Source organism: Streptomyces sp. NPDC006798, assembly GCF_040635975.1.
Classification (GTDB): domain Bacteria; phylum Actinomycetota; class Actinomycetes; order Streptomycetales; family Streptomycetaceae; genus Streptomyces.
In genome coordinates this window covers 29,509-43,238 of record NZ_JBEYIS010000058.1, presented here as the reverse complement: position 1 = coordinate 43,238, position 13,730 = coordinate 29,509, and the positions used below count along the sequence as shown (strand labels likewise).

Genomic DNA, 13,730 nt, shown 5'->3' with positions numbered 1-13,730 from the left:
CCGCGTGCCAGCGTGATACTCCGCCCTGGCCGAGCGAGGGCATGAGGAAGCCCACGCCGGTGAGTACGGCCGAGAGGCCGGGCGTGGGCGTCCGGCCGCCGCGGCTCCACCGGTCACCGCCGCCGGGTGCGGATCACGGTGGTCCGGTTCCCGGCCGCTGCCGGGGTTCCGGTCACGGCAGTCCGGTGTGCAGGGCGTTCATCAAGGTGCCGTTCGGGGTGTCGCCGGACATCTCCCAGACCATGCCGCCGAGCAGCCCCTTGGCCTTGATCCAGTCGGTCTTCTTCCCGATGGACCAGGCGTCGTCGAAGCTCCACCAGGTGCCGCCGGGTCCGGTGTAGCCGTAGGTGGAGATCGACTGGGCGTCGTGGTGGACGGTCATATTCGGATAGGCGGCGAGCATATTGGCGTACCCCCGGATCCCGGCCTCCTCCGGGAACTGGCCGGGTGCCGCGCCGTTCGCGGTCTGCCATTCGCCGTTGGTGCCCGCGGGCCCGGCGGCCACGTCCTTCCAGCCGCGGCCGTAGAACGGGAAGCCGACGGTCAGCTTCCGCGGGTTGACCCCGGCGTCGAGATAGGTCTGGACGGCCTTCTCGACACTGAAGTCGAACGGGTACGGGTCCTGGGCGTCCCGGTGCAGATTGGCCTGGTGGCCGGTGCGGAGGGGCTCCCACGAGTTGTCGCTGCCGGAGCCGTGGAAGTCGTACCCCTGGACGTTGGCGAAGTCCAGATAGTCGAAGATCTTCGTCAGGTCCCAGCCCGCCGCGATCTTCGCCGGGTCGGCCGGGGTGAAGGCCGTGAGCAGCCGGTGTTCGCCGCCGAGGGCGTCGAGCTGACGGCGGAACTCGGCCAGCAGGGCGGTCAGATTGTCCTTGTCCTGCGGGCGGAAGATATTACCGGGATGGCCTTCTGAGCCCGGCCACTCCCAGTCGATGTCGATGCCGTCGAAGACCCCGGCGCCGGTGCCGGGGCCGCCGGCGCCGTTGTAGACGGGCAGATTGCCCTTGATCCAGACGTCGACGCAGGAGCGGACGAACTTCTCCCGGGAGGCCGGGGTGGCGGCGGCGTCCGAGAAGAACTTGGAGAAGGTCCAGCCGCCGAGGGAGACCACGAACTTGAGGTGCGGGTGCTTGGCCTTCAGCTTCTTGATCTGGTTGAAGTTGCCGCGCAGTTTGCCCCAGCCGTCGTCGGCGACGCCGTCCACGGACTGGGCGGCGGAGAAGGGCCTGGCGTAGTCGGCGTCCGCGTCCCCGGCGCCGGTCCCTTCGTCGGGGTCCTGGGGGTTGCCGGAGACGCCCTTGGTGACGCCCGCCTGGCAGGTCAGATTGACCGGGTCGATGTTCTCGAAGGCGTAGTTGACGACATCGAGCTTGGCGGCGGCGCCGGAGGTGTCGAGGTTCTTGACGAAGTACTGGCGGCCGTAGAGGCCCCACTGGATGAAGTAGCCGACCTTGAGGTAGTTGCCGGGTCCCGCGACGTCGTCGGTGAGGACGCGCAGGGCGTTGGAGGCGGCGGAGGAGTTGTCGGCGGTGTCGCGGGCCTTCACGGTGAAGGTGTACGCGGTCGCGGGCGAGAGCCCGGTGACGGTGGCCGTGGTGGTGGCCGCGGCGACCGTCTTGACCAGGGCCGTGCCCCGGTAGATGTCGTAGGCGGCGACGGCGACGTTGTCGGTGGAGGCGTTCCAGGCGAGGGCCGCCGTGGTGGCGGTCTTCGCGGTGGAGCGCAGATCACCGGGCGCGCTGGGTGGCACCGGGTCGCTCGCCGGGTCGACGGTCCGGACGTTCGCCGGTGGGCTCAGCGGGCCGGTGTTGCCCCGGGTGTCCTTGGCGCGGACGGTGAAGGTGTACGCGGTCGCCGGGGTCAGCCCGGTGACGGTGGCGTCGGTGGTGGTGGTGTTGGCGACGACGACGCCGTTGCTGAAGACGTCGTACGAGGCGACCTGGTAGTCGCCGGGGGAGGAGGCGGGCCAGGAGAGCGCTGCGGTCCTGGCCGTGACGGAGACGATCCGCGGGGCGCCGGGCGCGGTGGGCGGTACGTCGGGTGTGCCGTCGCACTTGTCGCCGTTGACGGTACATCCGGTGGGGGTGCCGACCGGGCCGTTGCCGATGAACCAGTAGCTCCACGGGTCGCTGGTGCCGCCCGCCGGGATCGTCCCGTTGTAGTGGGCGTTCTTCACCGAGACCCGGTTGCCGGTGACGGTGGCGTCGCCGTGGTAGTGGCCGGTGACGGTGGCCCCGGGCGGCAGGGTGAAGTCCAGGGTCCAGCCGTTGACGGCGGCGGTGCCGCTGTTGCGGATGGTGTAGATGCCGCGCCACCAGGAGCCGTTGTTCTCGGTGGTGAAGGTGGCGGTGAGGGTTCCGGCGGCCTGGGCGGGCGACGCGGTGAGCCCGGTCAGCCCGGCGAGGGGGAGGACGAGGGCGGCGACCAGCGCCGCGATCCGGTTGCGGATCCGGTGGGGGCGCCGGCGGCCCCGGTGGGGGGATGGGCGGGGGGTTCTTGTGTGGGGGGTTCTTTTCTTGAACATGGCTCTCCCTGGGGTAAGGGGTGCGTGGCCGTGCTCAGGACGTTCGGGCGATCAACTGGTCAAGCTACTTGGTCTGGACCAGTCCGGAAGCGGGTCGGACGGGACGGCTTTCCGCCACTGTCGGCTTTCCGTCGCCGCTCTCTAGTGGCGGCGACGAGTGGTCTGTACCTTTCCCTGCACGGTCGGCGGAAGCGGGGCGGGGGCGCTGCGGGATGACGGGGACGGGCGGGGACGACCCGGCGGCCGGGGAGCCGTACGGGCCCGGCGCGCGGTCGCGGGGGCCCGGTGGCGGACCGTACGGCCCCGGTGGTGAGCCGTACGAGCCCGGTGGCGGACCGTACGGCCCCGGTGGTGAGCCGCGCGGGCTCGGCGCGCTCGGGGTCCCGGCCGGTGAGGAGGCCCTTTACCGCGCGGTGCTGGCCCGCCCCGGTACGACCGTCGCCGAACTCGCCGCCGCGACCGGCTGGGACCCCGCCCGGGTCCGGCGCCGGATCCGGGCCCTCGAACTGCGCGGCCTGGTCGCCCGGTGGCCCGGCGGCCGCCCGGCCCGGTTCGGCCCGGCCCCGCCCGATCTGGCGCTGGAGGCCCTGGCCCTGCGGCGGCGGGCCGAGATCGAGCGCGCCCGGCTGGTCGCCGCCGGGCTGGCCGACGGCTTCCGGTCCGGCGCCGGGGCGGCGGGCGCCCGGCGGGCCGTGGAGCCGCTGGTCTGCGGCCGGGAGGCGGCGGACCGGTTCGCGTTACGGCTCCAGGAGACGGCCCGGGTGGAGGTGCTGACCCTCGGCGAACCGCCCGTAACGCCCCGGGAACCGGCCCGCGGCGTCCGCCGCCGGGCGATCTACGACCACGGCTGGCTCGACTCGCCCGAACGGCTGGCCGCGGCCGGGGAGTCGGCGGCCCGGCTGGGCGAGCGGAGCCGGGTCCTGGCGGAGGCGCCGCTGACACTGCTGGCGGTGGACCGGGCGGCGGCGCTGGTACGGGACGGGGAGACGGCGCTCGTACTGCGTTCGTCGGCGCTGCTGGACGGTCTGCTGAGCCTCTGGGAACTCCTCTGGCAGCGGGCCCTGCCGCTCTATCCGGACGGCCCGGCCGAAGGGCGCGGCGGCGGGCTCTCGGCCGACGACGAGCGGCTGCTCGCGCTCTCCGCCTCGGGGCTCACGGACCGGGCGATCGCCCGGCGGCTGGGGGTGGCGCAGCGGACCGTGGAGCGCCGGATGCGGCGGATCATGAACACGCTCGGGGCGCGGACCAGGTTCCAGGCGGGGCTGCGGGTGGCGGAGCTGACCCGGGAGCCGGGGCGGCGGCAGCGGGGCGGGGATTAGGGCCGGGGCGCGCGGGCCCGCCGGGCCGGGGCGCGGGTTCGGGGCTCAGCGGGGCGCGTAATGCCCCAGGAACATGTCGACGCCGCTGACCAGCAGCCGGTCGGTCAGTCCTTCGTCGAGGGTCGCGCCGTAGTGGCCGAAGGCCAGATGCGGATGGACCAGCAGGGCGTGCAGCTGGATGGTGGCGACCTCCAGATCGGGGATCTCCAGCCGCCCCCGTTCCACCAGCGCCGTGAGTACCGCGGCGACCTCGGGGTGGTGGTGGGTCGGGCCGCCCCGCTGCCAGGCGGCGGCCAGTTCGGGGAAGCGGTGCAGTTCGGCCGCGACCAGGGCGCGCAGCGCCGCGACCTCGCCGTCGTCGCGTACCGCCCGTACCCAGTGCCGGGCCGTCTCCAGGAACGCGGCCCGCAGATCGGGCGCGTCGGCCAGCCGGTCGAGCCGGGCGGCGGCGGCGCCGTCGGTGACGGGTTCGTCGAGCGCGCCCGCGACCACGGCGGTGAAGAGGGCTTCCTTGCTGCCGAAGTGGTTGTAGACGGTCACCTTCGAGACGCCCGCCTCGGCGGCGATGGCGTCCATGCCGACCCCGAAGCCGTCGCGGAGGAAGAGCTTCCGGGCGGCCGTGACGATGGCCTGCCGCTTGCGTTCGGCGCGGGGGCCCGTGGGGCGGTGGTGGGGGTCGGGGGTGCGGTCCACGGGGTCGATCGTACCCCCGCATCTGAACTGTACGGTTGAGTTCACATGAACTGAACCGTACAGTTCAATAAGAGGTCCGTCCCGACCGTCCCCAACCCGCAGGAGCCCCCGATGACCGCCACGGAACACCCCCACGACCAGCACCACCCGCCCGGGCCCGCGCACCCGGCCGCCGACCCCCACGGAGACCCGCACCACGAGCCCGGCCACCACGACTCCTCCCACCACGCGCCCGGCCCCGCGCATTCCCGCCGCTGGGCGGCCCTCGCGGTGATCTGTCTGGCCCAGTTCATGCTGGTCCTCGATGTCACCGTGGTGAATGTGGCGCTCCCCGACATGGCCGCCGACCTCGGTCTCGGCCGGGCCACCCTGACCTGGGTCGTCGCCGTCTACACCCTCTGCTTCGGCGGTCTGATGCTGCTCGGCGGCCGGCTCGCCGACGCGTTCGGCGCCCGGCCGGTGATGCTGACCGGGCTCGCCGTCTTCACCGCCGCGTCCCTCGCCACCGGACTCGCCGGGACCGCCGCCTGGCTGATCGCGGGCCGCGCGGCCCAGGGCGTCGGCGCCGCCCTGCTGTCGCCCGCCGCCCTCGCCTTCGTCACCACTTCCTTCCACGGCCCCGAACGCCACAAGGCGCTCGGCGTCTGGGCCGCGATCGGCGGTACGGGCTCCGCCATCGGCGTCCTGGTCGGCGGCGCGCTCACCGACGGACCGGGCTGGGAGTGGGTCTTCTACGTCAACGTCCCCGTCGGGATCGCCGTACTGGCCGCCGTCCCCCTCCTCGTACCGCGCCGCGCCCCCGCGCCCGGCGTCCGGCTCGACGCCCCTGGCGCGCTGCTGGTCACCGCCGCCACCGGCGCCCTGATCTACGGTCTGGTCCGCGCGGGCGACGACGGCTGGGGCGACGAGTTCACCCTGCTCGCGCTGTTCGGCTCCGTCGCGCTCTACGCCGCCTTCGCCCTGGTCGAACGGGCCACCCGGGCACCGCTGATGGACCTGCGGATGTTCACCCGCCGCCCGGTGCTGGCCGGTTCGTTTCTGATGCTGGTCGCGACGGCCCTGCTGATCTCGTTCTTCTTCCTCGGCTCGGTCTATCTCCAGCACGCCCGGGGCTTCGGCGCGCTGGAGACCGGTCTGGTCTTCCTGCCGGTCGCGGTCGGTGTCGCCGCCGGGGCGCATCTCGGCTCCCGGCTCGTCGGCACCCTCGGCAGCCGGGCCTGCGCGGCCGGCGGGATGGCGGTCACCACGATCGGCGCCGTACCGCTCGCCCTGCTCTCCGACGACACATCGGTGTACGGGGTGTTCCTGCCGGGGCTCGTCGTGGCGTCCCTCGGGGTGGGCGCGGTCTTCGTCACCGCCACCACGACGGCGCTGGCGATGGTCGCCCACGAGGAGGCCGGACTCGCCTCCGGGGTGGTCAACACCTTCCACGAGGTGGGCGGTTCGGTCGGGGTCGCCGTGGTCTCCACGGTCGCGGCGGCGGGCATCACCGGAACGGCGTCGGGCGCGTTCACGGACGCGTATCTGCTGCTGGCGATCGTGGCGGGGGTGAGTGCGCTGCTCTCGGTGCTGCTGGTGCCGCGTGGCCGTCCGGACACCACGGGGATGCCGCACGCGCACTGACCGGCCGGCCCGCCCCCCTCCGCCACCCCCGTCCCGTCCGCACCGACGGGCTATCACCGCGCGACGGGTACGGGCCCGTACAACCATCGCCGGCGGTCCGGGGTCGTACCCCGCGTCGTCGTACCGGTCCGACCACCGGTACGCGGCGAACGCGTAGGCCCGCTCCCATCACCCGGTGATCCGGGGCGGACCACCCGAAGGGGAGGGAACCGGCCGGTCCGCGCGACCGGCCGGACGAACCCGCCGGGCCGTCCAGCCCGGCGGAAGAAGGGGGAGGACATGACGACGAACCGACGGAACCACGGGCCCGGCTCGCGGACCGGGATCGGTACCGCGATCATCGTGGCGCTCGCGGTCACCGCGGGACCGCTGGCCCTGGCGGCGCCCGCCGCCGCGGCGGACGCCAAGCCGGCGTCGGCCACGACGGCCGAGGAGCGGCAGCGAAACCAGAACCTGCCGCGGCTCACCAAGGGCTCCGAGGTGGTGGCCGCCGGTCAGAGCGGCTATCTCTCGGAGTCCCCGGTCGCCGCGAACGGCAAGCGGACCCTCAGCTGGGTCCGGACCGCCGACGGTTCGGCGACGCCGCTCAAGGAGTACGAGGGCCGGGGCGTCCAGCATCTGGGCGCGGTCTCCGACATCGTCGTACTGCCGGGCGACGCGGCCGGGCAGACGGTGACACTGACCGATCTGAGCGCCGGGGCGCCGGGCACGAAGACCGTGCTCGAACTCCCGGCCGGGTACCGGTATCTGGGCGCGGTGGGCGCCACCGTCGTCGCCGCCAAGGACCATGAGATCCGGCTGCTCGCCAAGTCCGGCGACACCCTCACCGACCGCGGGGTCATCGGGTCGGTCCCGGGGACCCAGCCGCAGTATGTCGCCGCCGCCGGGCCGGGACATGTCGTCGTCGGTCTGCCGGAGAACCGGCTCCTGCCGGTCGACCTGGCCGCCGCGACCGCCTCCCCGGTCCTCGCGGGCGGCCGGGACCGCCAGGTGAGCGCCGTCGCCGTCTCGGCCACCCACACCGCCGTCGTCTGGGAGGTCCGGACGGCACCCCGCGCGGGGGCCGAACTGGAGGTGGTGAACCGGGCCACCGGAGTGTCCTGGAAGAACCCGATCCCGCACGGGCAGCGGATGTTCGTCGGCCTCACCGGCGACAAGGTCGTCCACGGCCCGGCGTACGACCCGTACGAGCGGCCCACCGTCGGGCGCGCGGCGACCGTCGTCACCCCGGTCAACGGCAACGAGGGCACCCAGGTCCTCGACCGGGGCTTCGCCCTCGCCCCGGCGGCCGACGGCACGCTCCTGGTCTCCGGCGGTTCGGTCCACGCGGGCGACGGGGTCTACCGGATCGCGCCCGACACCCCCTTGTTCCAGGCCGAGAAGATCGCCGACACCGGGGACACCACCCGGATCTCCTTCCTGAAGTCCGACGTCCCGGCCGAGGCCGACCTCGACACCGGCACGCTGAAGGCCCGCTGGGAACTCTCCCGGCACCAGGCCGACTTCACCCTCACCCTGGAGCAGCCCGCCCGGGGCATCAAGCACACCGTCGACCTCGACTTCCGCGCGGGCGGCGGCGATATGTTCACCGCCCCGTTCTTCGACTGGGACGGCACGATCGGCGCGCCCGGCGCCGAACGGTACGCCCCGCCCGGCCAGTACACCTGGACCCTGAAGGCCACCCCCTGGGACGGCATCGGCCCCGCGGCCACCGAGACGGGCACCTTCACCGTCAAGCGGGCCAAGTCCCCGCACGACTGGACCGAGAACGGCTCCCCGGACCTCCTGGTCACCGACGGGGCCGGTCGGCTCTGGCGCGAGGACACCCACAACACCTGGGTCAACGGCGCCGAGGTGTTCGGCGGCGTCCAGCGGGAGCAGGTCGGCACCGGCTGGGACAAGTACGACCGGATCGAGTCCGTCGGCGTCCAGCAGGGACGGACGGCGGTCGTCGCCCGGGACACCACCGGCGGGCTCTGGCTGCACCACGAGAACGGCTTCGGTTCGCCCGACCGCCAGGAGACCCGGATCGGCGGCGGCTGGCAGGTCTACGACCGGATCGCGAGCGGCAGCGACATCGACGCCGACGGGATCACCGACATGGTCGCCGTCCAGCCCAACGGCGACCTCTACTACTACAAGGGGACGGGCCGTCAGAACGTCCCCTTCGCGCCCAAGTTCAAGAACGGCTGGGGCTGGCACATCTACAACGAGATCACCGCCGTCGGGAACATCGCGGGCGGCCCCGCCGGTGATCTGGTGGCCCGGGACAAGGCCGGGGTGCTCTGGCTCTACCAGGGCAAGGGCGACGGCACGTTCGCGGCCCGGGTCCGGATCGGCGGCGGCTGGAACGAGTACACCCAGCTCGTCGGGATCGGCGACGGCAACCGGGACGGCCGGGCGGATCTCTACGCGTACGGCCCGAACGGCCGGACCTTCTTCTACGCCGGTACGGGCCAGGCCGCGACGCCGTTCAAGCCCCGTACGGCCAGCACCGTACTGTCCGTCAACTCAACGGACTACAAGGTCGTGTTCTGACCCGGCCCATTTACCACGTGTCATCTATCACCGTGAAATAGCTCTACAACCTTCCTCTCGCACCACTTGTCACAGAAGTTACGGAAATCGTGATGTTTTCCCGATGTGAGAGGACAGACCTTGTCGCAACCCCCCGTTGCCCAGAACCCGCCGCGACCGGGCGGCGGTCGCGGTCGGCTGACCACGGCCGCCGCCGTGGCGCTCGCCGTCACGGCGGGCCCGCTGGCCCTGATGTCCCCCGCCGTCGCCGCCCCCGTGACGGCGGCGGAGTCCCCACAGACCGCGGTGGTCGCGGCAACCGCGAATGCCGCGGCCACCGCCTCGGGGCAGTCGCGGCGGAACGAGAACCTGCCGAAGATCCCCAAACACTCCCGGGTGCTCAGCGCCGGGAAGACCGGCTATCTCGTCCACTCCGAATACGACAGAACGACCCAGAAGTACACCGCGAGCTGGGTCCGTACCGCCGACGGCTCGGTCACCCAGGTCGCCGCCTACCCGCATACGTCCCAGGGCCTGAGGTACGCCGGCGCCGTCGGCGACGTGCTGGTGCTGCCGGGCGACGCGACCGAGCGGAAGGTGACCCTGACCGACCTGAGCGCCGGAGCCCCCGGGACGAAGACCGTGATCGACCTTCCGGCCGGCTACAAGTACCTCGGCGCCGTGGGCGGCACCGTCGTCGTCAACGCGGGCAACTCGATCAGACTCCTCACCAAGTCCGGGGAGACCGTCACCGACCGCGAGGTCACCGGACTGCCGCCGATGGCCCGGTCGATAGTCGGGGTCGTCGGGTCGGGGCCGGGGACGGTCGTCGTCCGGCTCGAAACCGACCACCTCGCGGTCATCGACACGAACACCGCGAACTCGACCGGTCTGCACGCCATCGGCACCGGCCGCTTCCCCTCGGTGGCCGTCACCGCCACGCCGGAGCACCTGGCCTGGATCGAGTCCCCCGAGAAGGGCCACGGAAGCACCTCGAACCTGATCGTGGTCGACCGGGCGACCGGCGCCGAGATCCGGCGCTCGGTGATCCCGTTCGCCTGGCGGCCGCTCATCGGGGTGACCGGCGGGCAGGTGGTCTACGGCACGGAGTACCTGGACTACGACCTGACCGGCCGCCCCGCCGAACTGGCGATCAACACCACGCCCCTCACCGGCGGTACCCCGGTGAAGCTCCTCGACCGGGCCTTCGCGATGCACCCGGCCGCCGACGGTTCGGTGCTGGTGACCGGTGGCACGCTCGACCGGGACGAGGGCGTCTACCGGGTCACCGCGCCGTCCGGCACCGCGACCGCCGAGAAGATCGCCACCACCGGCGACACCACCCGGATCACGTTCCTGAAGTCGAACGTCCCGGCCGAGGCGAACCTCGACACGAAGAACCTGGTGGCGTCCTGGGAGCTGTCCCGGCACGATGCCGCGTACACCCTCACCCTGGAGCAGCCGGCCACCGGTACGACGTATACGACCCCCGTCCGACGAGGGGACGGGGACGGCTACCCGCCGCGCTTCGACTGGGACGGCCGGATCGGCGACGGGAACACCAAGCGGTACGCCCCCTCGGGGCCGTACACCTGGACCCTGAAGGCCGTACCGAGGGACGGTATCGGCCCGGCCGCCACCGCGACCGGCACGATCGACGTCAAGCGGACCAGGGCCCCGCACGACTGGACCAACAACGGCTCCCCCGACCTGCTGGTCACCGACGGAGCCGGACGGCTGTGGCGCGAGGACAGCTACTACCAGCCGTTCGTCCCCGCCGAGGACGAGCACAGCCGGCCGATCCCGGAGGAACTCGCGGGCTCCGGCCGCAAGCAGGTGGGTTCGGGCTTCGGGAAGTACGACCGGATCGAGTCCGTCGGCGTCCAGCAGGGCCGGACCGCGTTCCTCGCCCGGGACGCGGCCGGTGACGTCTGGCTGCACCACGACAACGGCTCCGGTACACCCCTGGCGCAGGGGGTGAAGGTCGGCTGGGGCTGGCAGACGTACACCCGTATCGCGGGCGGCGGTCAGCACGGCGACGGCAGTTCCCCGGATGTGCTGGCCGTGGACACCAAGGGCGATCTGTACTTCCACGCCGGGACCAACACCCAGCCCACCGCCTTCACACCGCGCAAGAAGGTCGGCTGGGGCTGGGGCATCTACAACGAGGTCACGTCCGTCGGTGATATCGCGGGCAGCGAATACGGCGATCTGGTGGCCCGGGACAAGGACGGCGTCCTCTGGCTCTACCAGGGCCGCTGGGACGGCTCGTTCGAGCTCCGGGTCCGGATCGGCGGCGGCTGGAACGAGTACAACCAGCTCGTCGGCATCGGCGACGCCAACCGCGACGGCAAGGCCGATCTGTACGCGTACGGCCCGGGCGGCCGGGCGTACTTCTACGCCGGTACGGGCCAGGCCGCGACGCCGTTCAAGCCGAGGGTCGCCAGTACGGTCCTCGCCGCCAACTCGTCCGAGTACGAAATCATCTTCTAGGAGTGCCGACAGTGAACCGAATTCCCCTGCCGGGTCCGAACCGTTCCCGCCGGGCCCTGACATCCGTCGCGGTCGCCGTGGCGCTCACCGTCACCGTCGGCCCGCTGGCCCTGGCCTCACCCGCCGGCGCGCAGCCGGCCGGGCCGGCGCCGACAGCGGCGACGCAGGCGGCGGAGGCGAGGGCCGCGGCGCTGAAGGCCGCGAGGGCCACCACCGCCGTCGCGGAGCGGCCGGGTCGGAACGAGAACCTGCCGAAGATCCCCAAACACTCCCGGGTGCTCAGCGCCGGGCAGACCGGCTATCTCGTCCAGTCCGGCTACGACCCGGCGACCCAGAAGTACACGGCGAGCTGGGTCCGTACCGCCGACGGCTCGGTCACCCCGGTCAAGCAGTACTCCGCCCAGCAACTGGACGACGTCGGCTCGGCGTCGGACGTCCTGGTCCTGCCCGGCGACGCCACTCGGCAGCAGGTGACGCTGACGGACTTGAGCGGCGGCGCGCCCGGCGCGAAGACGGTGATCGACCTCCCCACCGGATTCACCTACCGGGGCCTCGCCGACTCCGCCGTCGTCGCCTCCGACGGCACCAGAATCCTGCTGATCGGCAAAGTCGGCGGGGTCCAGACCGAACGCGAGGTCACCGGCCTTCCCGCCGGGCGGAACGTGGTCCGGGTCGACGCGGCCGGCTTCGGCGGCCTCGTGGTCCGGATCACCGGCGAACAGATCGCGTTCGTCGATCTCGAACTCGGCTCCGTGACGGGCCTGCACACCGTCTCCTCGTCGAAGTACTACGCGCCCCTGAGCGTCGCCCTCTCCGCCTCCCATCTGGCCTGGCTGGAAACCCCAGAGGCGCCCGGAGCCCAGTCGGCGCTGGTGGTCGTCGAGCGGGCCTCCGGTAACGAGATCCGGCGGACGGCGGTGCCCCCGGCCGGCGCACCGCTGGTGGCCCTCGCGGGCGACCAGGTGCTCTACGGCACGGCGTACGACCGCTACGACTCGCCGAACCCGGCGAAGGTGGCGATCAACGCGGTCCCGGTCGGCGGTGGCACCCCGGTGAAGGTCTTCGACCGGGCCCACGCGATCCACCCGGCCGCCGACGGTTCGGCGCTGGTCACCGGTGGCACGCTCGACCGTGACGAGGGCGTCTACCGGGTCACCGACACGGCCGCCGCGCCGGCCGTCGAGAAGATCGCCACGACCGGGGAGACCACCCGGATCTCCTTCGAGAAGTCGAAGGTCCCGGCCGAAGTGAACCTCGACACCGGTGAGACGGCGCTGAGCTGGGAACTGTCCCGCCACGCGGCCGACTACCTCCTGACCCTGGAACAGCCCTCCACCGGTACGAAGTACCTGGTGGCCGTCGGCCAGGGCGGCGGCGACCTCGATTCGCCGCCGCACTTCCTGTGGGACGGCCTCATCGGCGACGGCGACGACCGGCGGTACGCCCCTTCGGGTGCGTACAAGTGGACCCTGACCGCCAAGCCCTGGGACGGCATCGGCCCGGCCGCGACCGCGACCGGCACCATCGACGTCAAGCGGACCAGGGCCCCGCACGACTGGACCAACAACGGCTCCCCCGACCTGCTCGCCACCGACGGAGCCGGACGGCTCTGGCGCGAGGACACCTACCCCTGGTGGGTCGGCGAGGCCCAGACCCTGAAGGGGACCGCCCGTCAGCAGGTGGGCACGGGCTGGGAGAAGTACGACCGGATCGAGTCCATCGGCGTCCAGCAGGGCCGGACCGCCCTCCTCGCCCGGGACGCGGCCGGTGACGTCTGGCTGCACCACGACAACGGCTTCGGCACACCCCTGGCGCAGGGGGTGAAGGTCGGCTGGGGCTGGCAGACGTACACCCGGTTCACCGGCGGCCCGAGCGTCTACGGCGTGGACACCAAGGGCGATCTCTACTTCCACCCGGCGACCAACACCCAGCCCACCGCCTTCGGTCCCCGCAAGAAGGCCGGCTGGGGCTGGGGCATCTACAACGAGGTCACGTCCGTCGGTGATATCGCGGGCAATGGCTATGCCGACCTGGTGGCCAGGGACACGGCCGGGGTCCTCTGGCTCTACCAGGGCCGGTGGGACGGCTCGTTCGATGCCCGGGTGCGGATCGGCGGCGGCTGGAACGAGTACACCCGGCTCGTCGGCATCGGCGACGCCAACCGGGACGGCCGCGCGGATCTGTACGCGTACGGTCCCAACGGCCGGACGTACTTCTACGCCGGTACGGGCCAGGCGGCGGCGCCCTTCAAACCGCGTACGGCCGCGACGGTCCTGAACACCAACTCGTCCGACTACAAGATCGTGTTCTAGCGGCGGGTATCGGGACCGTCTCCCGGGGACCGCCTCCCCGCCGTCGTCCGTCGGCGGGGAGGCACTCCACCCACAACACCCGGATGCCATAAGCCAGTTGTCGCGTCAGGCGATGTTTTCCGTACAACCATCCCCCCGGTTCGGCTGTCGTGGAATGCAAGGAAATCATCGGGATTTCCCCCTGCCGCCCGTCGGCAGGAAACCGCTCCGGGCGGTGCTGGTACGACGCCCGGGCGCCATACGCCGCAG

General features: G+C 72.4%; 7 protein-coding genes. 5 read left to right on the top strand and 2 right to left on the bottom strand.

The features are described 5' to 3' along the window. Positions 1 to 172: 172 nt before the first annotated feature. Positions 173 to 2,524: a glycosyl hydrolase family 18 protein gene (locus tag ABZ714_RS29440; RefSeq protein WP_358828393.1), complete on the bottom strand. Its 2,352-nt coding sequence runs from the start codon at positions 2,522 to 2,524 to the stop codon at positions 173 to 175. Positions 2,525 to 2,736: 212 nt separating this feature from the next. Here ABZ714_RS29440 and ABZ714_RS29435 point away from each other — a divergent pair, with 212 nt between their 5' ends. Next, positions 2,737 to 3,843: a winged helix-turn-helix transcriptional regulator gene (locus ABZ714_RS29435; RefSeq protein ID WP_358828392.1), complete on the top strand. Its 1,107-nt coding sequence runs from the start codon at positions 2,737 to 2,739 to the stop codon at positions 3,841 to 3,843. Between the two features lie 45 nt (positions 3,844 to 3,888). On the opposite strand, the gene ABZ714_RS29430 is transcribed toward ABZ714_RS29435, so the two are convergent. Continuing rightward, the gene (locus tag ABZ714_RS29430; RefSeq protein WP_358828391.1) at positions 3,889 to 4,536 is read right to left on the bottom strand and encodes a TetR/AcrR family transcriptional regulator; all 648 of its coding nucleotides are present in this window, start codon (positions 4,534 to 4,536) and stop codon (positions 3,889 to 3,891) included. A 111-nt stretch (positions 4,537 to 4,647) separates the two neighbouring features. Between ABZ714_RS29430 and ABZ714_RS29425 the strand changes: the two genes are divergently transcribed. The 4 genes from ABZ714_RS29425 to ABZ714_RS29410 all read left to right on the top strand — a co-directional run bounded on the left by ABZ714_RS29425 (position 4,648) and on the right by ABZ714_RS29410 (position 13,481). Further along, positions 4,648 to 6,159, top strand: coding sequence for an MFS transporter (locus ABZ714_RS29425; RefSeq protein ID WP_358828390.1), 1,512 nt, complete (start codon positions 4,648 to 4,650; stop codon positions 6,157 to 6,159). Positions 6,160 to 6,438: 279 nt separating this feature from the next. Next, a complete protein-coding gene (locus tag ABZ714_RS29420; RefSeq protein WP_358828389.1) occupies positions 6,439 to 8,697 on the top strand; it encodes a VCBS repeat-containing protein in 2,259 nt (752 codons plus the stop codon). A gap of 120 nt (positions 8,698 to 8,817) precedes the next feature. Continuing rightward, complete coding sequence (locus ABZ714_RS29415) at positions 8,818 to 11,169, top strand: hypothetical protein (protein ID WP_358828388.1); 2,352 nt, start codon at positions 8,818 to 8,820, stop codon at positions 11,167 to 11,169. An 11-nt stretch (positions 11,170 to 11,180) separates the two neighbouring features. Continuing rightward, positions 11,181 to 13,481 (top strand): FG-GAP-like repeat-containing protein, encoded by a 2,301-nt coding sequence (locus ABZ714_RS29410; RefSeq protein ID WP_358828387.1) that lies wholly within the window; start codon positions 11,181 to 11,183, stop codon positions 13,479 to 13,481. The last annotated feature ends 249 nt before the right edge of the window (positions 13,482 to 13,730 follow it).